A 22,872-nucleotide genomic window follows, 5' to 3' on the forward strand; every position below is an offset into this window, starting at 1 on the left:
TATTTTACAAATTTGTTAACTTTTTGATTTGTAATATATTTTTCAAAAGCTGTCTTCTAAAGGTCTTTTCAGGTCTTGCCTCATTACTTTATAATGCCTATCTTTTTGCCAATCTCTTGTTGGAATCGGACATATGAAAGCATGGTCTTCGGAGAAAATTTCTGTACTCGCCCTGGTTTTACTCATCACCGGAGCCATCGATAGCATCCGCAATTTGCCTGCGACCGCGCTTTTTGGTTCTTCATTGATCTTCTTTTTTATCTTTTCTGCGATTGTATTTTTAATTCCTGTGGCTTTGGTTTCCGCAGAATTATCTTCTACATGGCCTGATGAAGAAGGCGGTGTTTATAGTTGGGTTAAGCATGCCTTTGGTGAGGGTATAGCTTTTCTAACCATTTGGCTGCAGTGGATCAATACCATGGTTTGGTATCCCACAATTTTATCTTTTATAGCAGGGACATTGGCCTATCTCGTCGATCCTGCACTGGCTCAAAATAAATATTATTTAATCAGTGTCATTCTGGTCGTATTCTGGTCACTTACCTTTTTAGGTCTTTCAGGGCTTCGTGCTTCCGCAGCCTTTGCCAGTTTCTGCGCAGTTTTTGGCATGATTTTACCCATGGGTTTGATTATAGTTCTAGCCATCATTTGGCTGTTGCAAGGAAATCCCATTGCCATTGATTTAAGCCCTCATCATCTTTTACCGCAGTGGAAGGACAGTCAATCCTGGGTATCGCTGACCGCCATCATGACCTCATTTTTAGGTATGGAATTAGCAGCTGTACATGTTCGCAATGTCAAAGACCCACAGCATAATTTTCCAAAGGCCATGTTTTTTTCAGTCATCCTAATTTTAACCACCATGATTTTAGGATCTTTAGCGATTGCTTTTGTACTGCCTCAGGAAAAAATTACCCTGGTAGCTGGAGTTATGCAGGCTTTTACCAATTTTTTTGAAGCTTATCATTTAAGCGGTCTAATGCCCCTAATTATAATTTTGCTGCTCCTGGGCAGTGTTGGCAGCATGGTTAACTGGATCATTTCCCCCGCCAAAGGCCTGTTAATGGCAGCCGATAATGGCTTTCTGCCTCATTGGCTTTATCGGTTGAACTCACATGGGATTGCCTCACGTATTTTGATTCTTCAAGCCATTTTAGTGACCTTGCTATGCAGTGGTTTCCTACTGTTTCCCAGCGTAAATGCCATTTATTGGTTATTTACTGATCTAAGCACCGAACTCTACATCATGATGTATGTACTGATGTTCATTGCCGCCTGGGCTCTTAAGCAAAAATACAAGCATCTCTCTCGCGCCTTTACAATCCCTGGGGGCCGATTGGGTTACTATTTAACTTGCATATTAGGTTTAGGTGGTTGCCTTATCACTCTGATTGTTGGGTTTATCCCGCCGGAGAGTAGTATGGATATGGGTGGAGCAGGACATTTCCGGATAATTTTTGCAACTGGCATTGTCATTATGCTATTTCCAGCTGGATTGCTGTATTTGCGTAAAAAAAGACTTGATAAGCAACAATCTGTACCTGGAGCGGCTAATGAAGGCTGAAGATAAACTCGGCCAAATTCGTGTGGATATTGACCGAATTGATAAGCAGATTTTAGAACTGCTGAGAGAAAGGGCAGATCTCGCTGCGAAAGTTGCCCAAGTTAAACAGCAACAGCATACACCCATTTTTTATCGGCCCGAACGGGAAGCTCAAATTTTACGTTCCATCGTAGCACAGAACCAAAGTCTTTTACCCGACCATGAAATAGCCCGAATTTTTCGTGACATCATGACCGCTTGCCTGGCTCTGCAGCAACCCCTATCCATTGCTTATTTAGGTCCTGAAGGAACATTTAGTCAGCAGGCGGTCGAAAAGCACTTTGGTGAAAGCGTCACTATGGTGCCTGAACACTCCATTACCGAAGTCTTTAAGCAGGTAGAAAGCGGCAATGTTCATTATGGCGTTGTTCCCATTGAAAACAGTACGGAAGGAATGGTAAACCTGACTCTTGATAACCTAATCAACAGTGACGTACAAATTTGCGGTGAGATCAGCCTAAAAATTCATCATCATCTCGCTCGCATAGACCCCGAAAAGCCATTAAAAAGAATTTACGCTCATCAACAAACGATAGCTCAGTGCCGCCATTGGTTAAGTGTACATTACCCTGCTGTTCTTCTAAAAGAAGTGACAAGCAATGGCTTGGCAGCTCAACTCGCGTCTCAAGAAGCAGAAGCCGCCGCAATTTGCGGAGATAAAGCTATTGAGATATATGGATTGAGAAAATCTCATCAGCATATTGAAGATTATCCCAACAATACCACTCGTTTCATTATTCTCGGCCAACAACTCCCAGGCCCAAGCGGCCATGATAAAACTTCCTTAGTGATTTCGACACCTCATGAGCCGGGTAGTTTAATCCAATTACTCATGCCCTTTGAGAAATTTAAAATAAATATGACATTGATTGAGTCACGCCCTTACCGACACCGGAACTGGAGCTATCTCTTTTTCATTGACTTTGAAGGACATCAGTCTGAGCCGCATATTCAAGCTGCCTTGGAAGAATTAGCGAAACGTTCGGTGATGATGAACTTATTGGGTTCTTATCCCAAAAGCATGACTTAGGCAACGTTAAGACCACCCATTTAAGATTTTCTTAAGTTTTAAATGCTACCTTTGCGGCATTAAACGTTCATCAGAATATAATTAATATGTGGCAAGAGAACGATAAAATTCTTCTTCGTCTAAAGCAAATGCAGGATGTTGTTCTTTACCTGAAGGACGTAGCGCCCTATCCGGAAAATTATTTTGATGTGCTAACCCATGCTCAATTTAAGAATAGTAATTCCAGCCTTGAGCTCATGGAACAACTCGAGACGTTAGAAGCTGAAGTAAGTCAGTTAATATTGACGCATTTACAGCAACTTTCCACGGCGTACAACATTTCAGGGCATCTTAAACTGTCCAACATTCATATAGAAAAAGCTGTTTTTCCTGCAGCCCAATTACTGCAAACCATCAAGGATTTTGAAGAAGAGATTCAAAATAATAAGCAATACCTAGTCGATTTCAATTTAGAGCCCAAAACGCATCTGAGTTTAAAAAGCAGCAAACGCATCCAAAATAAAAGGGAACGAGCTGTTATTCCAGAGCTCCCTTTGACAGAAAGCACTCAGGAAGAATGGCTTGAAATCGAAACCTTGCTTAATCAATTGTTAGAAATCGAACAAAAAGGCCATGTATTTAGTCTGTCCAAACTGGAGCTGGATTCTTCTGACTATGTCTTAAAATCTCTATGTAAAAAGCTCGATGATAATTGTGAAGAAGGCGGCAAACTTGTCTCGCTGCTGAGCAAAAGAGTGTACTCCTGCCAAAATGCTTCAGGTTATTACGCAGATTTACGAAACAAGCTTGCAGAAGCCATCAAAGAGATTCAGCAAATTAATGATGTAAAAGAACAACTGTATTTAGCCATTTTAACTCGTCGTGACATTATATGTCCTAGCAGCGATGATCCTATAACCCTAAACAATCATTTTAAACAGGCGCAGCATTGTTTGAGTCAGGCTCTGGAAAAGTTTATGAGCACTTTTTCAACCATTATATTATCTGATCGAAGCAGCGTTGAATCGATTTATTTAAAGAAACAATTACTTCATTGCACTGAGGAAATGATTAAAGAACTGCAAGCCAAACAGTTTCCAGTCAATCCGGCTGCAGTAAAAAATTTACGCATCAAATTACTCAATCATTTAGGTGAAAAAACAGGAATTTTAGACTTTAAGGCTAGTGTGCAGCCTTTAACAGAAACCATCATTCAAGGCTGCTTGATTGCCTTGTTTGATGCTCAACCTAGCCATGATGCAGTGTTATTAAAAAAGCAAATTGCAGCATTTTATCATGCAGCGGCTAAAGTTGCCGATTTCCCTCTTGATAAGATTAAAATGCATGATACTTTGTCTGAGGTGCTAAAAACACAAGAAAAGGAAATTGAGAATGATTTGCAACATCATTCAAAAGCAGTAAAAGATCAAATAGAAGCTCTAACGCGTGAAATCAACTTATTTTCCTTAATTTATCCTGAACCTCTGGTCGTGACTGAAGCCAAAGAAGTCAGGAGCAAACTCCTTGCCTATCAGAAAAAATTGCAACAATTGAGCGATTGTTATCAAACCTCTCATAAGGAAAATCGCGCCAGACTCCAAAGTTTATCCGATTCTCTACGCACTAGAAAAAATTCATCCCTGGATTTCGAAATCATCTCGAAACTGATCGAAGTTTTAGAATCAGTGACATCTCAACAGCAAAACATTCTTAATGCAGTACAAGAAATTAAAACAGAATTAAATAGGATTCCTGGGGCTGATTCAGTTCAGCGTCTCATTGGAGAATATAATACACGCAAACAAGACATTTGCACGAGCTTGAAAATAGCCATAGACCATGCCGAAGCTGCAGTTAAAGTAAGGGAACGGGTTTTAGAAAGCCCAAGAACTCCCGGTGAGGAAGGACTCCTTCAAGCCCAGCGTGAGACACTCTTCAGTATTATGGAAGAACCTAATTTATCCCTGAACTCCTTAGGTTTTCGACTTATTCGTTCACTTTCCATACTCGACAAGCTAATTGATCATTCAAAAAAGGAAATCAAACTTAAATTTTCCGGAGAGGTAGATGATTTGCTGTCTGTATATACTCCTATGAGCACCGTTGTTTTAAATGATTTAAATCCATTTAAAGAAGACATGATTCACCAGAGCAAAAAAGCAGCCGAAGCTTTACGTCAATTATCCCTCCTCCAAGAAGAACTTGATAGCGTTTCCGGTGGTGATTTAGCGGAATGGCTAAATTGCTTTGAGAAAACATTTAGAAGTGCTGAGCGATGGCTTATTAGCTGCCGTGATACCCTTCAACAAGGTCAGGTTATAGAAACCAGATTGTGCTCGGAAGCCTATAAAACGTCCCTTGTTATTCTTGGAACTCTGAAAGCGGAATTTACACGTATTCTTGGCAAGTTTATTAAAAATCATCCAAACCATGACAGCTTGCATTTGCTTAATTTAAATTTCTCGTCATTAAATGATTTTAGTCGTGTTCCAGCTGAGGTGTTAAAGTTCATTGATCCGCGATTATCAATATTATTGTCTATGCATCAAGTATTTAATCAGGTTAATCAAGGTTACATATCTCGTGAAATCAGGCGTTATACGGACCAGCTTTACCTGGATCATTTGCGGCAAAATGTAGAAGAGCACCTGCACAATGATCATATGGAGGATATCTCCAATGGCAAACGGCACAAGTTTGTTCAATGGATTAGAGTGCATGTCCTAAAGTCATTGCAAGCCTTGACTTACCAAGTGGGCAGTTACTTCAAACATTCAGACAAAACCAGACATCATTTTTTTGTAACGCCCCTGGCTTGTAAAACAGAAAGAGAATTGGTAACCAAAGGCAATGAGGTATATAACGCTCTAGCCAATATTTCCTATCTGCAAGTTTAGACCAGGTTTGCTTTACGGCCGCAAGGATATAGCTTTAAAAGGATCCAGCCTAATCCATGAAGTACTCGGAAGCCAATCGATTCGCTAAAGCCAGGTCTTCTTCTGTATTTATATCTTGCAACGGCTGTTCAACCGCAGTTTCAACTCTAATTTTATAACCTTTCCATAAGGCTCTAAGTTGCTCCAATGCTTCAACTTTCTCCAAATCACAAGCTGGCCACTTAACAAAGTCTAATAAAAAGCCAACTCGATAGGCATAAAGACCGATGTGGCGGAATACATGACTGCTGTCATTAGGGCAATCACGGTTAAAGGGAATAGCGCTTCTTGAAAAATAAAGAGCATTGTTTTCGTAATCTCTGACGACTTTAACCACATTGGGATTAAGTAACTGCTCAGGAGTCTCAATGGGCCAACATAAGCTTGCCATTGCTGTGTCAGAACCGGCTAAACTGTTTGCCACTTGTTGAATCAGCTTAGGTGAAATGAAAGGTTCGTCACCTTGTACATTGACAATGATTTCTTCTTTGGAAAATTGAGCATCCGCTGCAACTTCAGCAATTCTATCAGTGCCGGTCTGATGATAGGGTGAAGTCATTTTGACCTGTGCACCAAAATCTTCAGCATGTTGGGCAATAAGCTCATGATCAGTAGCGATTATGATGGACTTTGGATTAGCCTTTAGAGCTTGTTTATAAACACGTTTAAGAACGGTTAATCCCTGAACTTCCATCATAAGTTTGCCGGGTAAACGCGTAGACTGGTAGCGTGCAGGAATAATAATATGAAAATTTTGTTTCATAATTGTTCTTTTTCTTCCAGGGGTATTAAACGCGCTTCTTGTTCAATCATGACAGGAATCCCATCCCGGATGGGATAAGCCATGCGATCAAAGGCACAGATCAGTTCTTTCTTTTTAAGGATTAATTTTCCCTTGCACAGAGGACAAACAAGGATTTCCAACAATTTCTTATCCACGAGGTTCTCCTTGAGTTACTTGATTACGGATGTATACCGGTGAGGCTTCAGCTGCACTTAAGGCCTTGATTCTACCACGCTCTGCAATTTGAATCATCGCTCGCGCCTTGGGATAAATGCACATTTGGCCAATTAGCTTTTGCTGAATGTCTGAAGACAATTGTTCTAAATAGGGTTCGAATCCTACACCAGCGACCAACAGGGCCTCTTCCCGGGATGAAAGTGTAATATGGGAAATATCTGTTACAAATTCCTCAGCTTCGTGCGAAGGATTTTCAAAATAAGCCCAGTAAACCTGATTCATGCGGGCATCAATCAAACTGAGTACCCCCGCACCAGTGGTTTCAAACGTTGAAAAAGCCTGTTCGGCAATCGCCGCAAGACTACTAATGGGGAATAAAGGGAGGTCATAAGCATAGGCCAAACCCTTGGCAATGCTGCAAGCAATTCGAAGTCCTGTGAAACTGCCTGGGCCTCGTCCATAAACAATGCCATCAAGCTGATTCAATGCACAATCCGTCTCCGCCATAAGCTGTTCTATCATTGGCAAAATTCGCTGTGCATGTTGGCGTTGGGCGCCTTGCTCCATGGTTTTGATTTCTCCATGTAAACTTAAGGCAATGGAGGCATTCTCCGTAGTGGTATCAATGGCTAGAAGATTCATGGTTTGATGTTAGTTGATTAATAAATGTAAGTACCGTTTGTTCATCACGAGTTTTTCGCAATGCGGGTAAACTGGCAAAGATATGACGTCCATATTCTCTTCCGGTCAAGCGTGGATCTGCAATCATTAAAACCCCTCGATCTGTCACATCGCGTATCAGACGGCCTACGCCTTGTTTTAAAGACAACACAGCATTTGGCAGCGTCAACTCATCAAAACCGGACAAGCCTTGTGATTTATAATAAGCCATCTTGCCGCGATTCACCGGATCAGCCGGACTATCAAAAGGGAGCTTATCGATGATAACGCAGGATAACGCCTCTCCTTTTACATCCACCCCCTCCCAAAACGTAGAGGTTCCAAGCAGTACCGCATTACCTAACTGACGAAAGCGCGCCAATAATATAGGCTTGGCTTCTTCTCCCTGAATCAGAAGTGGGTAGTGTAAATTAGTGGTTAGCCTTTGAGCAACCAATTTTAATGCTTTGTGGCTGGTAAACAGAAAAAAGCACCGGCCGCCGAATGCATGAATAACCGTTAAAGCTTTTTCCAACAGCAAATCGTAATATTGTTTATCCTTTGGATCGGGAATTCCTCGTGGTAAATACAGCAAAGCTTGTTTCTCATAATCAAAAGGGCTGGCCAAAATTAACGTTTCAGCTTTGCTTATTCCCAAGGGTTTCATAAAACAATCGAATGAAGAAGCCATGGTGAGGGTCGCAGAAGTAAACACATAGGCGCTTTGTCTTTGCGAAAGTAAATTGCTGAAAGAATCAGCCACTTCAAAAGGAGTGGATTGAAACACCAGGCTATGCTTAAAGCGCTCTATCCAGCGAATTTGTAGCTTGTCCACAGTTTGAAAATGGGATAAACGCTGTTTTAATTCCTCAAAGCGTTTTTTGCAACGAAGCAATCCACTGCTGGCTTCAAAATCATGTGCTTGCAGGCATTCAATAAAGGAATCAACCAATTCCAGCAAAGAATGCCAAGCCTGGTTAAAGGCTTGATTGCGTGCAATCACCTCCCAGGAGATGCGTTCTTCTTGACTGCCAATTGCAATTAACAGTTGGTCAAAAAGCCGATCCGCCTTTAGGCTGAATTCCTTCAGGGGTTGATTCGCTAGATCGAGAATCGGCCATTCCTTTAATAAATCGTCGATCAAATCACGGATTTGCCGTGTTCCGACTCGTTCTCCATGAAAATGAACGGCAATGTCGGCTAATTGATGCGCCTCATCGAAAATAATCACATCATTGTCAGGCAACAACTCTCCAAAACCTTCTTCTTTTAAACGGGAGTCAGCAAAAAATAGATGGTGGTTGATGACAACAATGTCTGCGTCCAAAGCTTTCTTTCTTGCCTTGACCAGGAAGCAGGACTCATAATACTCACATTCATTTCCCAGACAATTATCAGTGGTTGAGGTGACATAAGGCCATACGGGTGATTCCTCACTGATTTCTGGTAATTCGCCTCGTTCTCCTTTGTGCAATTGCGGCAATTTTTCTCTTACATACAGTAAATCGTGCACTGCCTGTGGGTGATTAAATCTGCCCTCTTGTGCAAAGAGTTCGGTTCGATAGCGGCAAATATAATTCGCCCGCCCTTTAAGATTTTCGACAAGGACTGAAAGCCCCAGGGCTTTGATTAAGGTGGGTAAATCTTTTTGGAAAAGCTGATCCTGCAAAGTTTTAGTGGCGGTTGAAATAAGAGCCTTTCGCCCACTTAAGAGACAGGGAATTAAATAAGCATAGGTTTTGCCTGTTCCAGTCCCTGCCTCAGCAATCAAGGTACTTTGTTCAGCAATTGCTCTTGCAATCGCTGTTGCCAGGGTAATTTGCTGGGGTCGGGCACTGAAACCCGGAATAGCCGTGGCCAATCTCCCATGATCGCTTAAGACACGCTCACATTGGACAATGGCCTCACCAGTCTGACTAATTATTTCGGCCACTCTTTTTCGAGGTATTGCAGCTTATCGTCAACGCCTTCCCAGGATTTCGCATCTTCCGGGGCTTCTTTCTTGGAAGTGATATTAGGCCAGGCTTTAGCCAGCTCGGCATTGAGAGCCTGAAATTGTTTCTGCTCTTCAGTCAAATCATCTTCTGAAACGATGGCTTCAACAGGGCATTCCGGTTCACACAATGCACAATCAATGCATTCATCCGGATGAATAACCAAAAAATTGGGGCCTTCGTAAAAACAATCCACAGGACACACTTCAACGCAGTCCGTATATTTGCATTTAATGCAATTTTCAGTAACGACGAAAGTCATATCGGCACATTCACAGGTTGAAAAAATAAGCTTATTAAATCACAAATGGCCTGCTTTCTGCTAGGCCAAAGCTTTATTTAAGATAATCTTTAAAACCGCTGCATTCTGCTAAGCATCATTTAAAGGATATAAAGGGAAAAGTGTGTTCAAATCCGGACTCATCAATAGCCACGGAGTAGAAAGGAGCAGATTCATCCTCCGGTTCAATTCCTCTCAAAATGGCTACATTATTTTCTTTATATTCGGAAAGTCCGTAGGGACCAACGTTTTTACTAGTAAGCCAATAGATAATAAAACACAACTTGTGGGTTAAATAATTTTTAATTCTCTCCAACATAGATTCGCCAAACAGCGAAGCATACTCGGCTTGAAACCAGGTATAGGAATCTTCAGTGAGCTCGACCGCCTTTTGCAATTTGTTTAGCCGATTATAAATTTGCTTTCCCTGTATGAAATCAATATTCCTGTCTCCAAAGAGAAACTCCGGAATAAACTGACCTTGATTTGAGTGAACGGGACTAATGGATGGATGACTGCAGTCATGGGAGCGATCTTTAGATTTCATATTGGCTTGGAAGAATTGCTTTAGTCGTCCACCATCCTTCACGGCAAATAAACCGCCTTTAAAATAATGCTCCAGTTGATGACCCTCAGGTCCCAATTGCAAGAAGAGGTTTAAGGCAAGCAACTCATCAAGATTCACCCGTTGCCAACCTTTCATCACTTTATTGTGCAGAGTTTTATCGTGATCAAGCACTCTATTTAAAATCTCAGTCATAAGAGGATATAAGACTAAGGCCTTGTGTTTTTGGCTGGGGCAAACCTTTAGAGTCTCCCTACACAGGTTTATTAATGTGTGGTTTTGAGAGGACAGAATTTTTTTATACACGTCAATCGTGATGAATTGATGACGATTATTGATTTTCTCACATTGAAGAAATTCTTGCACAAACGCAAATTTATTCTGGCTCAGTAATGTTTCCAACAAAAACCCAGGCCGGGATTGCAGGGCCGTTTGAAGCGCTGGTTCCATTCCAAAGGAATTGAGTAAATCAACAAAGGCTTGGGTCAGTGTTTCACCATTTAAAGCCTCCAAAAGCTTGTGGTGGGCAGCAATTTGCCTTCGGAAAAATAATCCCACAGTAACACTCCAGAAGATTTAAAAAATATGAGCAAGCATTTTAACAATAAATGGTTTTTATGGAAACAAATAGATCAATTTGCTTTTCAAAAACTCAATCAGGCACTTAGCCAAAACCTGTTAAATCATGGTGATAAACTGATTTAACGTTCATCAAAATCGAGTTTTGGCCCAACCGGGACTATCTGGGTGGGATTGATGTTTTTATGACTAAAATAATAATGTTGTTTGATGTGCAGAAAATTTACCGTTTCCCGTATACCGGGATGATGATAAAGGCTTTTTAGATAGTTTTGCAAAGCCTGATAATCAGCAATTCTTTGTTGATTTGCTTTAAAGTGTCCGTAATAAACCGCATCAAAACGAATCAAGGTGGTAAACAAACGCCAATCTGCTTCAGTCAGGCGCCCTCCCACCAAATAATTATGCTGTTCCAAATGGCTTTCTAACTCATCAAGAACCGCAAATAATTCGTAATAAGCTTGCTCATAAGCTTCCTGGGTGGTTGCAAATCCGCATTTATACACCCCATTATTGACGTTGTTATAGATTGTTTCGTTGACGGCATCGATTTCCGCCCTCAGCTCTTCGGGATAAAAATCCTGTTTATCGCCGGTTAAATGATCAAAGGCATGGTTAAACTGACGGATAATTTCTGCCGATTCATTACTAACGATGGTTTTTTCTTTTTTATCCCAAAGCACAGGAACCGTTACCCGCCCGGTGTATTCTTTATCCGCCTTGGTATATATCTCATAAAGATAATTCAAGCCATACAAATTATCCCCCGTCGCCCCCATACCCGTTTTAAATTCCCAACCGTGTTCAAGCATATGTGGGTGCACGATGGAGATGTCGATATGATGTTCGAGTTTTTTGAGTTTTCGGAAAATTAAGGTGCGGTGAGCCCAAGGACAGGCCAGGGAAACGTATAAATGATAGCGTCCTTTTTCTGGCGGAAAACGGGCATTGGGTTGATTTTGAATTTCATTGTGAAATTGGCTGGGTTCGCGTTTGAATTTCCCCTCAGTCTTTTTTGTATCATACCATTGATCATGCCAACGCCCGTCGATTAATAATCCCATTCCCTTCTCCCAAGACATGTTCAGACGACATCTGCCTAATTAGCCTTCAACAGGCTAGCTCTTCATTAAATCAGATTAATAAAAAACGAAAATTCTTCTGGATCTCTGAAAGACTAAATTTGTTTAAAAACAGTGAGAAGCTCATCCAGGCACTTAAAGCCGCCAGATCTTTAAATGGTGGTGGCAAATATACCGGTGGAATAAGAAGCTCTCGCTCCTTCAATTCTGCCAGGAGTGGCAAATCATCCAAAACCAGCTTGCCTGTAAATAAGAGAGGAATGGATTCAATCTTGCGTTGACTGATGGCAAACCGCATGTAATTGTAAATCAGCAGAAAGCCCTTGGCGTAAGACAAATCTTTTGTAAATGGCCCGCCTTCAGGTGTGCTGCCACGAAATACGCGCACCGTATGATTATAACTGTCTTCCTCATTTAGCCCGCACTCCTGAAAATAGCGGTAAATATCTATAAAATTAGCTCCTTCGCGAACTTTATCCAAAGCGATAACACGGTTGGTAATTTTTCTCACCCGACCGGGATATGACGAAAAGGTCACCACTTCAGTAATTACCGCAAGACCCTCTTGAATGACGCTGCTTGAAGGTGAGCCTTTTGACAGAAAGAAGCAATAAGGCTGTGTTGCGCCATTTAATGTTGTACCCACATGAACCCAGCCTTCATGCACTTCAAGATATTTCAAATCCCGTTCACTAAACATGGCTTGTTGACTCAGCTTGATGGTGTCCGCTCCAGCAGCTGCATCAGCAATCATGTCATCACTGACTTGAACGGTAACTTTGCCAGGGTGTTGGGTGAAAAATTGACTAAGCCGTTCTTGCAACAAATCCTGCGCTTCTTTAGGGCTGAATTTTTTTACATCGGCCTCTGATTTGAGTTGGACATCCAGAGCAGTTAACACATCAAACAACAGCGTTCCCAGTTCAGACAAACGAGGACCACCCGAATAGAACGCGTCATGAGGACTGCCGTACAATTCCATGGCCAGCTCGCAAAAAGTCGGTGTGCCTCGGGCATCCAGCATTTGTACTGCTCTTGCATATTCCTCACATTGCCTTTTAATCAATCGCGTCACTGGCGAATATTGCCCTAAATGGTTTTGAGCATCTCTCAAAATTAAACGAAATTCATCCTGCTTTTCTGTTGCATCAAAAGGTAGAGGTTTTGCAAGATAGTAATCACGATCAATCTTCGGTAATTTTTGACCCTTATTGGCGAAAAAGTCCTTTTTGATTGAATCATCCCATTTGATGCTATCCAGAATACGAATGCTGCGTTGCGCTTCTACTAAACGAGCCGAAAGCTCCTGGATAACTAACAATTCGTCTGATTCATTGGCCATGCAATCACCTTTGGTTAAGTAGCCGGTTCAGTAATGGTTGGGTCAGCAGGAGGCGCAATACTGACTCTGGCGTTCTGGTTCGACTGAGGTAAATCATAAAAATGACTGATGTTGCTATCGGTTAGGGGTGGTGGAACCGCAACAGCAGCTCCATTCCTGCTTTTCAAATATAAAGATTCACCATTACTGGCATAATTGGAGCATGCAGTGAGTAGCCACATCGAAATCATCAAAAAACCAATTTTTTTCACAACTATTTTCCTCATTAAACAAGCTGCAAGTCGCGTAACACTTGCTCTAAAGCACTATGGTATTGGGCTGATAAAGAAGTTAAGGGTAATCGCAATTCATCTTTGATTAAACCCATTTTACTTAATGCCCATTTTACAGGAATTGGATTTGCTTCAACGAATAACAATTCATGGAGTTTGGAAAGCTGTTCATTCAAACGTACACAACCCGCATGATCATCGTCTAAGGCAGCATCAGCCATCTTAGCCATTTGCCTTGCGGCAACATTAGTCGTTACAGATATTACCCCCTTGGCTCCGGCAAGCATCCATTGCGCAGCAGTAGCATCGTCACCACTGTAAACGTCCATTCCTTCACAAAGACGTAATATTTGCTGCAAGCGAGTCATTTGTCCCGTTGCTTCCTTAATGCCTACGATGTTGGAGATTTTACCCAACCTCGCCACAGTTTCAGGAAGTAAATCACAAGCTGTTCGACTGGGCACATTGTACAAAATAATAGGTATTGGCACTGAATTGGCAATTTGGCTGTAGTGTTGATAAAGACCTTCTTGCGTAGGTTTGATGTAAGCTGGAGTCATAATTAGCGCAGCATGAGCACCACAACCCATAGCTTCCTGAGTTAAGCGCACGCAGTCTTTAGTGGCATTGGCAGCAGTTCCAGCAATCACCGGAATTCTTTCCCTCGCTTGCTGAATGACCGTTTTGATTACAAGAAGCTTCTCGTCATGCGACAATGTTCCAGATTCGCCAGTTGTTCCCGCAGCCACAATTCCATGGGTGCCGGCTGAAATATGGAACTCAACCAACTCGCGCAGAGCCTTGACATCAACCTCATCATCCGTCATCGGCGTGACTAACGCCACGATACTTCCCCGAAACATAGTGCCCTCTTTTTTTTAGATTATTTGCCAATACTACTGGTGGAAGGATAATTTCTCAAGGGTCATGGGCAAAGCTTCTTCATTAATTATAAAGCAAAAATCCGCCAGTGCATTAGGTCCTGGATCATAAATTATAGTTTTGTTTTCAATGCCACCTCAGCATTCAACATCATCACTCTGGAAGTGGTTGATGGGCGTAGTGCTCAATCGATTTATTTTCGCTTCAGCTGACTTGAAATTTACTGACTGATTGGGATTAAATGGGAGACCAAAAGCCAAATACAACTCAAACGATGATCGATGCAGAAAGACGGCAAGAAGTCTTTTTATAACTCGCTTAACTCCAAACGGATTTTTGATTTGGAATGAACAGTAAATGAAACTTAGATCCTACAATCTCCTAACCTGGATTCCCCACCTTTTCTTATTTTATAAGGAAAAAGTGTTTCGAAAGCTATTGCCCATTACCGGGATTATTGTTCTCTACGCCATTACCATTGCTTATTTTTTTGAGAACACCCATGACTATCATTTAGGCCAATTTCATTTAATATTCAGTTTCATTTTAACGGTTATCATTAGTTTTAGAGTAAATAGCAGTTATTCACGGTGGTGGGAAGGACGCATTCTTTGGGGTACAATTACCAATAATTGCCGCAACCTTGGGCAAAAGTTTGATATTTTTATTGGATTAAAACAACAAACACAATTCTATCAACTTTTAAGTAAATTCCCTTTAATACTTACGGCTCATTTACGCAAAAATACCGCTCAAATAGAAAAAGAATTAACTTCCCTTTGCATCCCTGACTCTGAGTCGCAACATCCAATCCTGCTCATAACAAAACGCATGTACGCCATCATTAACGAACTACGTCAAAGTAAACGTTTGCAATTTGAGCAATACTTGGCCTTAGATGCTCACATTGTAAATCTTATCGATGCCGTGGGGGGTTGTGAAAGAATTGCCAACACCCCTATCCCGCCGGCATTTTCCTATTTTGTTAAGCAAGCATTATTATTTTACGTTCTGCTGTTTCCTTTTGGTTGGTCTGATACCTTTGGCTATTTAGTCATCCCGGTGATGGTCATGATAGTCTATATTTGGCTGGGTTTGGAAATTTTGTCTGAAGAATTGGAAGAACCCTTTGGCAAGGGAGAAAATAACTTACCCTTGGTAACGATTAGCAAAAACATTGTCCGTAATGTTGAACAGATTTCAGAACCACTATGATGAATCGTTCAATCCGCAAGCCCATATGAAATAGTTAAGACAGCTACTACCTTTTCTATTTTAGGAATGATTTATACCTAATTGTTAGTCATGCAGTCCAATTCAGTTAAAAAAAACCCTTCTCAATTTGCATTTTAGCAATTTCCATGGCCTTAATTTCAGCCTCTTTTTTGGATGGAAAGGTTTTGCCGACTGATTTTTTAACCACATAGGTGTATTGTTCATAATGAAAAATAAGAAGATATTCAGCCGCATACCGACCATTGGACTTTTGAGCTAAACATTCATAATCAATTCCATTGTGATGTCCTTTCATAGACGTCCCTATCTATTTAAAATTATTCAAGCAGACCTCAGCAATTTCCCTCTTGAATTTTTGCTTGTCTTCTTACTGGTTAAGTATAGATTAAATTCCATTTGATTATAAATTTTAAGCCTGTTTGGTTTAGCTATCCTCATTAATGCTTTTCTTTATTCATGTTGTTCAAAAGAAAATTCTTCATGGTAAAAAGCATAACCTTAAAGCAAGCTGCATAAGCATTAGCCATATTTTCGCACGGCTCTTTTTGATCACAATTTGCGCATTTGAATTATTTTTGTACTAATATGTCTAGTGAAGGACAAACTATCAAAAGGAGCTTAACCATGAAAAAACTCATTTTTTCAATGTGTTTTTTAGGATTATCAACCGCCGGTTTAATTTCTTGTACCCCAACTCAGGTTGGTACAACTACTGGTGCCGCAGCAGGAGCAGGTCTTGGTTATGCAGTAAGTGGTGGTCGTCCTGCAGGAGCTTTGATCGGTGCTGGTGCTGGTGCTTTAATCGGTAACCAAATCGGTCAACAACAAGAAAGAAGGGATTGGAGATATTACAGAAATGGATATTACAGAACTGGATATTATGGACCTGGATATTCTCCTTATTACTATTATTAATCCCTAAGTAGTCTGTGTCTAAAGCTTCCATTTTGTCTTGATAATAGGGTTTCAGACTATGAAGTTATTAAGGCAAAATGGAAAATCGCTGTTATAATCTTAAAAGAATAATTCAGGACAAGGAATGTACCATGCAATTAAATGACAAAGTTGCCATCGTTACAGGTGCTGCTAGCGGAATCGGTAGAGAAATTGCCATAGTTTACGCACGAGCTGGAGCCAAAGTTGCCATTGCTGACCTAAATTATGATCAAGCCCAAAAGGTAGTCGATGAAATTGGTGAGGATAAGGCCATGGCCGTAGCCATGAACGTAACGGATGAAGAGCAAGTCAATCGTGGCGTAGAAGCAGTGGTCAACCACTTTGGCAAAGTTGATGTACTCGTTAGCAATGCCGGCATACAAATCATCGAAGCAGTGGACAAACTTCCTTTTTCTGATTGGAAGAAAATGTTAGCCATTCATTTGGATGGTGCATTTTTAACAACCAAAGCCTGTTTAAAACACATGTACTCTGCTGGCAATGGCGGCAGTATCATTTATATGGGTTCCGTGCATTCCAAAGAAGCTTCCCTGTTAAAAGCCCCCTACGTGACTGCAAAACATGGGCTTATTGGTCTATGCAAGGTTGTTGCCAAAGAAGGAGCGGCACACGGGGTTCGCGCTAACGTCATTTGCCCAGGCTTTGTCCGTACTCCCTTGGTGGATAAGCAAATCCCAGAACAAGCTAAAGAATTGAATATTAGCGAAGAGGATGTAATTAAAAAAGTTATGCTTAAGGAAACCGTCGATGGTGAATTTACAACCACGGATGACGTCGCGCAAACCGCTTTATTTTTTGCAGCATTCCCTACTAATGCGCTGACAGGTCAATCGTTAATTGTTAGCCATGGTTGGTTTATGGAATAGATTTTGCCTTATAAATCACAAGAATGATAAGGACAGTCCTTGGACTGCTCAATAAGGGAGTGTTAACCATGAAGGAGTCTCAAATTCGAGAGCAGGCTTTTGCCATGCCTTTCTGTAGCCCGTCCTATCCGCGTGGCCCCTATCGCTTTATCAACCGCGAATACTTAATCATTACCTATGAAACCGACCTCGATCTCTTGCGGGAAGTTGTCCCAGCCCCTTTGGAAGTAACCGAGCCACTGGTAAAATTTGAAGTCATTCGCATGCCAGACTCTACCGGGTTTGGTGATTATACGGAATCAGGCCAGGTTATTCCTGTTCGCTATAAAGGAAAGGAAGGTGGCTACACCCATGCGATGTATTTGGATGATCAACCGCCAATTTCCGGGGGTCGAGAAATCTGGGGATTTCCAAAAAAATTGGCTTCGCCAACACTTGGCGTGCATAAAGAAACATTGGTGGGCACTCTCGATTACGGGAATACCCGCATTGCTACTGCCACCATGGGGTACAAATACACGAGTCTTGATAATCACAAAATTGCTGAAGCTTTGGGTGCGCCTACTTATCTCCTTAAGATTATTCCGCATGTGGACGGCAGCGTTCGAATTTGTGAGTTAGTCGAATACAACCTTGAAGACATTACCATCAAAGGGGCTTGGACAGGGCCTGCTCAGTTGGAGCTTTGCCATCACGCCTTAGCTCCTGTTGCCAAGCTGCCGGTCAAACGAGTCATTAATGGGGTTCATTTTGTCTCAGATTTAACTTTGCCTTACGGACGGGTCGTACACGATTATTTAAAATAACAATGTAAATCTTAAGTGCTCTTGCCGGGCACTTTGGCATAGAGATATATCATGCTCATTTTGATTGGATATTGCATCATTTTAGGCTGTGTTTTTGGAGGCTTTGCCTTGGCTGGCGGTCATTTGGCAGCCGTTTTTCAACCCATTGAATTACTCATCATTGCCGGCGCGGCCATAGGTTCTTTAATCGTCGGCAATGATTTATCCGTATTAAAAGCCATCGCCAAAGCTATACCTGGTTTATTTTTAAATAAAAGGGGGACTTCCAAAACCCTATATAAGGATCTGTTAGGATTGCTCTATGCTTTACTGAACAAAGGTCGTCAAGAAGGGTTTATGTCTCTTGAAAATGACATTGAAGATCCCGAAAACAGCCCGATTTTTAAAGAGTATCCACAAATCTTGGCCAAACCCCATATCATTGAATTTTTATGTGATTATCTTCGCTTGATGATTACTTCTAACATGCAGCCTTTCCAATTGGAGTTGCTAATGGATAGTGAGATAGAAACCTATCATCAAGAAGAATCGATTCCGGTAAATGCCATAACCCGATTGGCGGATGGCATGCCGGCTTTCGGTATTGTGGCCGCCGTTCTTGGCGTGGTTCACTCCATGGAATCCATTAACCTTCCTCCAGCAGAACTTGGGGTTCTTGTTGCCCAAGCTTTGGTTGGAACTTTTCTCGGGATTTTATTAGGCTATGGTTTTATTGGTCCTTTAGCAACCGCCTTAGAACAAAAAGGAAATGATTTTTTATTGATTCTTAACTGCATCAAAGTCACGCTTATAGCCAGCGCACACAACTATCCTCCCATTATTGCCACGGAATTTGGACGAAAAGTTCTATTTTCGACAGCAAGACCGTCTTTTAACGAGCTCAACGAGAATATAAAAGTTCCCAAACAAGAAGCAGCTTGAGATGACTCATGCCCAATAAATCAAGTAATCAAGTTGTAATAAAAAAAGTCAAAAAGCAACAGCATAAGCACCATGGGGGCTCTTGGAAAATAGCTTATGCGGATTTTGTTACCGCAATGATGGCTTTCTTTTTACTCATGTGGCTTTTAGCATCATTAAACAAAGCACAAAAAGATGGTCTGGCCGATTATTTTAAACAACCGCTAAAGATCGCACTGATTGGTGGAGACAGCATGGGGGCACGGACCAAAACAATCCAGGGTGGAGGTCAGGATATGAAAAAAAAGGATGGCCAAGTTGCGACCGGCAATCAAGGTCAGCAAAATGTGGAGGCCAAGCAATTACAGCAATTAAAAGCGGATATTATGACGGCCATAGCCAAAGATCCCGTTTTGGCTGATTTGCAAAAACAATTACTCATTGATGAAGTTTCCGAAGGTTTAAGAATTCAGTTAATTGATAATAAAAACAAACCCATGTTTGACATTGGTAGCGATGAAATTGACCCCAATCTTTTGCAAATTCTTGCAAAGATTGCCACCATTATAAATGGTGTACCTAACAAAATAAGCATTCAGGGACACACGGATGCCCATCCCTATCATAACCCCGAGGATCTAACGCAAAGCAATTGGGAACTCTCCACCCAAAGAGCAAATACTGCTCGTCGTGCACTCATTAAATTTGGCATGTCAGAAGATAAAGTCGTCCAAATTACTGGATATGCCTCAACGGTTTTACTCGACAAAAAAAATCCTCTTAATCCTGGCAACCGCCGCATCACCATCATTGTGATGAAAAAAGATGCTGAGGCCAAACTCATTCAGGGAAATTGACCTGCACTCTTTGGCTCACACATTTTTTGATTTACAAAAGATAGGGCCTGTAATGGTTAGAATTTCATTGCAATTTAATTATTTTAGAGACATACTGCTCATTATTATTTCTTGTTGTTCTTGTCGTATGTAGAAATAAACGCTATGAATCACACCGCTTTAAAACTCAACAAGATGCTCAGCCTGGACACTGTTTTCAAGGTTGGGTCGCGCAGAAGTTAATTAGCGCTAAATCGTTCTTCTCTTCCCAATACCAGTGTTCAGGCCTACTTCAAAGCGCTTCATTACATCACAGCATTGATGATCCAATCTTTGCTGTCGAAAAATTTTTTGTGAATAAAGAGTATCCATCATGAAATTATCAGCCCTTGCTGACCGACCCTCTCTTGAGTTTGTATTTAAATGTTACATTCAGAGTTATATTCCGCCCGTTGGGCCTAAACACTCCTATGCAGAGGAAGAAGGAATCAAACCGGCCTTTCAAGCCCTCAAAGACTCCGTGTCCCCTCTAGCCTTGAACGATAAAAGAACCTTTGTATTAAGAAGTGATTTTGTTATCGCATTGGGCATTAATAACATTTCCCGGGACTATGACTGCCAAGAATTACAGGGCACGCTGCACAGCAACTGCTTTGATAGCCTTGGCCGCCTCTCCCTTTGGGAAGGTGAAGACAATCATGAGAACAAAGTTTGGTATGCAGGCTTTATTTGCCAGCGAGCTCATTATCTTGAGGTATTTTTATCCTGTGGACGCTTCAGTCGAGTGGGTCGAACCGTTGAAAGCATTGAGCCCCTTTCCACAGAGCAAGTCCTGATTTTAGAAGCCTTTTTAAGCTCAAAATTTATTCATGCTTACGGAAAGCAAGAAGTCATATTTTACGATACTCTTCCTGGAAAACAGGATGAGCAAGATTCAGCCCTTTTTTTTAGAGACATTGCGTTTCCAGCCAGTAAAGAAATGAGAATTTATAATGAGCACCTCCTAAAAGAAATTGGCCAACTGGCCATTAACCAACTCAATCTTACAACGGTTGAACATTATCTTTCCTCAAACATTCCTCTTATCAAGCCCAAATACTTCTATGACAATGAGAAATCAATTAATCCAGCCTTTGAAAACATCCAAATGATAACAAAACCTTTGAAGTTGAATGAAAAACGCATTTGGTTGCTGAGGGGGGATTTTTTACTGGTCACAGGAGTTAAAAATGCCTATGAACGTGAATATGGCTATGAAGGATTAAAGCAAGTATTTAACCCTGCTCTTTATCAATTTATTAACTGGGAAGACCGTTATGGTCATCCTTCATTGGCATTACCCGAATTGGATTACGATGGTTCTGTTTTTTATGCGGGATATCTTTGTCAAAAGAAAGATTTTTTACAGGTTTATCTTGTTTCGGGCCGCTTCGATAGGAAAGATTTAAACGGCTTACAAACTGAAATCCTGGAGGCTTATATTGCACTGCAATTGCAAGTTGCTTATGGCCAACAAGCTGTCGTATTTGAATTCGGTGATCCAGACAATCCAAAATTCCATCAGACTTTTTTTAGCCATGGAACCTTTCCAAAAGAAAATCCTCGCCGGATTTACTCACGCTCAGACATCATGTGCCTATTATTTAAAGTAACAAACGATGAGCGGGAGCGACCTGAAAAGCTTGAAATTAGATATTGATGAAAAGTATGGTTGTAAATTGATTTAGGTCGTGGAATCATTTTCATTCACCTGATGCTGGTTGGTTATCAGGTGATTACCTCTTTAGACGTTTCGTCATCATAAGGACAACTATGAAAACAAGGCCAGTGTATATTGCAGGAGGAATCCGCACCCCTTTTGTTAAATCCATGACTAGATACCAAAGCATTTCGACCCAGGATCTGCTGATCGCTTCGCTGCAGGCGCTCGTAGACAAAATGCAACTTGCTGGAAAAATCGTAGGAGATGTTGGCTTAGGCGCTGTTATTAATAGTCCCTTTAACTGGAATTTGGCAAGAGAAGCTGTGCTTGGCAGTAAGCTCAATCCCCATACACCCGCCTATACTTTACAACGAGCGTGCGGCACCAGCCTGGAGACAACCCTGCAAATTGCGCTTAAAATTGCCAATTTTCAAATGGAAGACGGCATTGCCGGTGGGGTAGACACAAACAGTGATGTTCCAGTGATGTTCCCCAACAACTTCACACAAAAATTGCTGCGCACCAAACAAAGCAAGGGTGTTCTGGAGAAATTTAAAACATTACTTTCATTTCGATTCAAAGACTTCAAACCAGAATTTCCTGCCGTTGTGGAACCGAGAACAGGCCTTTCCATGGGTGAGCATACTGAAAAAATGGTGAAAGACTGGAATATTTCCCGTAAAGATCAGGATGAGCTTGCCTTGCACAGTCATCAAAAAGCTTGGCGGGCCTATGAAGAAGGATTCTATGATGATTTGGTTTTTGATTACCTGGGTTTAAAACGGGATACCATTCTTAGACCTGATACTAATATTGAACAATTAGCCAAACTAAAACCTGCTTTTGATAGAAGCGGCAAAGGTACATTAACAGCCGGTAACAGTACCCCTTTGACCGATGGCTCAGCCGCTGTTTATCTAGTCAGTGAAGATAAAGCCAATCAATTTCATCTTCCTATTTTAGCCCGGTTTGTCGATGCTCAGGTGGCAGCCGTTGACTTTGTTCACGGTGAAGGATTATTGATGGCACCAACAATTGCTGTTAGTCAATTATTGCAGCGAAACCAACTGTCTCTTCAGGATTTTGATTTTTATGAAATTCATGAAGCATTTGCTGGTCAGGTCCTTTGCACTTTAAAAGCTTGGGAATCTGAAGAGTATTGCAAACGAGTGCTTCATCTCGACCACCCTTTGGGGCAGATTGATCGCCAAAAGATGAACATTAAAGGGGGGAGTTTAGCTTTAGGTCACCCTTTTGCTGCCACAGGTGCCCGCATTGTAAGCAGTCTTGCCAAGGTTTTGCATCAAGCTGGAAAAGGCAGAGGCTTAATTTCCATATGCACCGCTGGCGGCATGGGTGTTGCTGCCATTCTGGAAGCGGTTTAATTCCTTCATAATTCACGGC

The 22,872-nt window shown here is 41.5% G+C and carries 22 protein-coding genes; 11 read left to right on the forward strand and 11 right to left on the reverse strand.

The window, feature by feature from the left end:
- Nucleotides 1-133 precede the first annotated feature (133 nt).
- The 3 genes from EL203_RS10280 (at nt 134) to EL203_RS10290 (ending at nt 5,509) form a co-directional block, all read left to right on the forward strand.
- Nucleotides 134-1,564: an APC family permease gene (locus EL203_RS10280; protein ID WP_058472071.1), complete on the forward strand. Its 1,431-nt coding sequence runs from the start codon at nt 134-136 to the stop codon at nt 1,562-1,564.
- Nucleotides 1,554-2,633, forward strand: coding sequence for a prephenate dehydratase (pheA, locus tag EL203_RS10285; protein WP_058472070.1), 1,080 nt, complete (start codon nt 1,554-1,556; stop codon nt 2,631-2,633). Before EL203_RS10280 ends, pheA begins: the two co-directional genes overlap by 11 nt.
- 86 nt (nt 2,634-2,719) lie before the next feature.
- Nucleotides 2,720-5,509, forward strand: coding sequence for a hypothetical protein (locus EL203_RS10290; RefSeq protein WP_058472069.1), 2,790 nt, complete (start codon nt 2,720-2,722; stop codon nt 5,507-5,509).
- A 49-nt stretch (nt 5,510-5,558) separates the two neighbouring features.
- Here EL203_RS10290 and kdsB read toward each other — a convergent pair whose 3' ends face one another.
- The 10 genes from kdsB to dapA form a co-directional block, all read right to left on the reverse strand.
- Nucleotides 5,559-6,311: a 3-deoxy-manno-octulosonate cytidylyltransferase gene (kdsB, locus tag EL203_RS10295; RefSeq protein ID WP_058472068.1), complete on the reverse strand. Its 753-nt coding sequence runs from the start codon at nt 6,309-6,311 to the stop codon at nt 5,559-5,561.
- Nucleotides 6,308-6,487 carry a Trm112 family protein gene (locus EL203_RS10300; RefSeq protein ID WP_058472067.1) on the reverse strand — a complete coding sequence of 60 codons (180 nt, stop codon included), beginning with the start codon at nt 6,485-6,487 and terminating at the stop codon, nt 6,308-6,310. The genes kdsB and EL203_RS10300 overlap by 4 nt, the downstream gene beginning before the upstream one ends.
- Entirely contained in the window at nt 6,480-7,151 is a 672-nt protein-coding gene (gene tsaB / locus EL203_RS10305) for a tRNA (adenosine(37)-N6)-threonylcarbamoyltransferase complex dimerization subunit type 1 TsaB (protein WP_058472066.1), read from the reverse strand. The genes EL203_RS10300 and tsaB overlap by 8 nt, the downstream gene beginning before the upstream one ends.
- Nucleotides 7,132-9,102, reverse strand: a complete 1,971-nt coding sequence (locus EL203_RS10310; RefSeq protein ID WP_232003934.1) for an ATP-dependent DNA helicase — start codon at nt 9,100-9,102, stop codon at nt 7,132-7,134. The genes tsaB and EL203_RS10310 overlap by 20 nt, the downstream gene beginning before the upstream one ends.
- Nucleotides 9,090-9,425, reverse strand: a complete 336-nt coding sequence (gene fdxA, locus EL203_RS10315) for a ferredoxin FdxA (RefSeq protein ID WP_058472065.1) — start codon at nt 9,423-9,425, stop codon at nt 9,090-9,092. The genes EL203_RS10310 and fdxA overlap by 13 nt, the downstream gene beginning before the upstream one ends.
- 115 nt (nt 9,426-9,540) lie before the next feature.
- Nucleotides 9,541-10,566 carry a hypothetical protein gene (locus tag EL203_RS10320; protein WP_058472064.1) on the reverse strand — a complete coding sequence of 342 codons (1,026 nt, stop codon included), beginning with the start codon at nt 10,564-10,566 and terminating at the stop codon, nt 9,541-9,543.
- 143 nt (nt 10,567-10,709) lie between these two features.
- Nucleotides 10,710-11,651: a glutathione S-transferase family protein gene (locus EL203_RS10325; RefSeq protein ID WP_058472063.1), complete on the reverse strand. Its 942-nt coding sequence runs from the start codon at nt 11,649-11,651 to the stop codon at nt 10,710-10,712.
- 70 nt (nt 11,652-11,721) lie between these two features.
- Nucleotides 11,722-13,011: a flavohemoglobin expression-modulating QEGLA motif protein gene (locus tag EL203_RS10330; RefSeq protein WP_058472062.1), complete on the reverse strand. Its 1,290-nt coding sequence runs from the start codon at nt 13,009-13,011 to the stop codon at nt 11,722-11,724.
- Between the two features lie 14 nt (nt 13,012-13,025).
- Nucleotides 13,026-13,262 carry a hypothetical protein gene (locus tag EL203_RS10335; protein ID WP_058472275.1) on the reverse strand — a complete coding sequence of 79 codons (237 nt, stop codon included), beginning with the start codon at nt 13,260-13,262 and terminating at the stop codon, nt 13,026-13,028.
- A gap of 14 nt (nt 13,263-13,276) precedes the next feature.
- Nucleotides 13,277-14,146 carry a 4-hydroxy-tetrahydrodipicolinate synthase gene (dapA, locus tag EL203_RS10340; protein ID WP_058472061.1) on the reverse strand — a complete coding sequence of 290 codons (870 nt, stop codon included), beginning with the start codon at nt 14,144-14,146 and terminating at the stop codon, nt 13,277-13,279.
- Between the two features lie 376 nt (nt 14,147-14,522).
- Between dapA and EL203_RS10345 the strand changes: the two genes are divergently transcribed.
- Entirely contained in the window at nt 14,523-15,380 is an 858-nt protein-coding gene (locus EL203_RS10345) for a bestrophin family protein (RefSeq protein ID WP_058472060.1), read from the forward strand.
- Between the two features lie 106 nt (nt 15,381-15,486).
- Here EL203_RS10345 and EL203_RS10350 read toward each other — a convergent pair whose 3' ends face one another.
- A complete protein-coding gene (locus EL203_RS10350) occupies nt 15,487-15,696 on the reverse strand; it encodes a hypothetical protein (RefSeq protein WP_058472059.1) in 210 nt (69 codons plus the stop codon).
- A gap of 329 nt (nt 15,697-16,025) precedes the next feature.
- On the opposite strand from EL203_RS10350, the gene EL203_RS10355 reads away from it, so the two are divergent.
- From EL203_RS10355 to EL203_RS10385, 7 genes are all read left to right on the forward strand, one after another.
- The gene (locus tag EL203_RS10355) at nt 16,026-16,316 is read left to right on the forward strand and encodes a glycine zipper domain-containing protein (RefSeq protein WP_058472058.1); all 291 of its coding nucleotides are present in this window, start codon (nt 16,026-16,028) and stop codon (nt 16,314-16,316) included.
- Nucleotides 16,317-16,447: 131 nt separating this feature from the next.
- Nucleotides 16,448-17,224, forward strand: a complete 777-nt coding sequence (locus tag EL203_RS10360; RefSeq protein WP_058472057.1) for a 3-hydroxybutyrate dehydrogenase — start codon at nt 16,448-16,450, stop codon at nt 17,222-17,224.
- A gap of 68 nt (nt 17,225-17,292) precedes the next feature.
- Nucleotides 17,293-18,030 (forward strand): acetoacetate decarboxylase, encoded by a 738-nt coding sequence (locus EL203_RS10365; protein WP_058472056.1) that lies wholly within the window; start codon nt 17,293-17,295, stop codon nt 18,028-18,030.
- Between the two features lie 51 nt (nt 18,031-18,081).
- Entirely contained in the window at nt 18,082-18,951 is an 870-nt protein-coding gene (motA, locus tag EL203_RS10370; protein ID WP_058472055.1) for a flagellar motor stator protein MotA, read from the forward strand.
- 8 nt (nt 18,952-18,959) lie between these two features.
- Nucleotides 18,960-19,787 (forward strand): flagellar motor protein MotB, encoded by an 828-nt coding sequence (motB, locus tag EL203_RS10375; RefSeq protein WP_058472054.1) that lies wholly within the window; start codon nt 18,960-18,962, stop codon nt 19,785-19,787.
- 352 nt (nt 19,788-20,139) lie between these two features.
- Nucleotides 20,140-21,465, forward strand: coding sequence for a hypothetical protein (locus EL203_RS10380; RefSeq protein WP_058472053.1), 1,326 nt, complete (start codon nt 20,140-20,142; stop codon nt 21,463-21,465).
- A gap of 113 nt (nt 21,466-21,578) precedes the next feature.
- Entirely contained in the window at nt 21,579-22,853 is a 1,275-nt protein-coding gene (locus EL203_RS10385) for an acetyl-CoA C-acetyltransferase (RefSeq protein WP_058472052.1), read from the forward strand.
- The last annotated feature ends 19 nt before the right edge of the window (nt 22,854-22,872 follow it).

The organism is Legionella jordanis, assembly GCF_900637635.1.
Lineage (GTDB): Bacteria > Pseudomonadota > Gammaproteobacteria > Legionellales > Legionellaceae > Tatlockia > Tatlockia jordanis.

Bases quoted from the DNA above. Each gene is read 5' to 3' on its own strand.
- EL203_RS10280 (WP_058472071.1), top strand. From the start codon at position 134: ATGAAAGCATGGTCTTCGGAGAAAATTTCTGTACTCGCCCTGGTTTTA.
- pheA (WP_058472070.1), top strand. From the start codon at position 1,554: ATGAAGGCTGAAGATAAACTCGGCCAAATTCGTGTGGATATTGACCGA.
- EL203_RS10290 (WP_058472069.1), top strand. From the start codon at position 2,720: ATGTGGCAAGAGAACGATAAAATTCTTCTTCGTCTAAAGCAAATGCAG.
- kdsB (WP_058472068.1), bottom strand. From the start codon at position 6,311: ATGAAACAAAATTTTCATATTATTATTCCTGCACGCTACCAGTCTACG.
- tsaB (WP_058472066.1), bottom strand. From the start codon at position 7,151: ATGAATCTTCTAGCCATTGATACCACTACGGAGAATGCCTCCATTGCC.
- fdxA (WP_058472065.1), bottom strand. From the start codon at position 9,425: ATGACTTTCGTCGTTACTGAAAATTGCATTAAATGCAAATATACGGAC.
- EL203_RS10325 (WP_058472063.1), bottom strand. From the start codon at position 11,651: ATGGGATTATTAATCGACGGGCGTTGGCATGATCAATGGTATGATACA.
- EL203_RS10330 (WP_058472062.1), bottom strand. From the start codon at position 13,011: ATGGCCAATGAATCAGACGAATTGTTAGTTATCCAGGAGCTTTCGGCT.
- dapA (WP_058472061.1), bottom strand. From the start codon at position 14,146: ATGTTTCGGGGAAGTATCGTGGCGTTAGTCACGCCGATGACGGATGAT.
- EL203_RS10345 (WP_058472060.1), top strand. From the start codon at position 14,523: ATGAAACTTAGATCCTACAATCTCCTAACCTGGATTCCCCACCTTTTC.
- EL203_RS10350 (WP_058472059.1), bottom strand. From the start codon at position 15,696: ATGAAAGGACATCACAATGGAATTGATTATGAATGTTTAGCTCAAAAG.
- EL203_RS10355 (WP_058472058.1), top strand. From the start codon at position 16,026: ATGAAAAAACTCATTTTTTCAATGTGTTTTTTAGGATTATCAACCGCC.
- EL203_RS10360 (WP_058472057.1), top strand. From the start codon at position 16,448: ATGCAATTAAATGACAAAGTTGCCATCGTTACAGGTGCTGCTAGCGGA.
- EL203_RS10365 (WP_058472056.1), top strand. From the start codon at position 17,293: ATGAAGGAGTCTCAAATTCGAGAGCAGGCTTTTGCCATGCCTTTCTGT.
- motA (WP_058472055.1), top strand. From the start codon at position 18,082: ATGCTCATTTTGATTGGATATTGCATCATTTTAGGCTGTGTTTTTGGA.
- motB (WP_058472054.1), top strand. From the start codon at position 18,960: ATGCCCAATAAATCAAGTAATCAAGTTGTAATAAAAAAAGTCAAAAAG.
- EL203_RS10380 (WP_058472053.1), top strand. From the start codon at position 20,140: ATGAAATTATCAGCCCTTGCTGACCGACCCTCTCTTGAGTTTGTATTT.
- EL203_RS10385 (WP_058472052.1), top strand. From the start codon at position 21,579: ATGAAAACAAGGCCAGTGTATATTGCAGGAGGAATCCGCACCCCTTTT.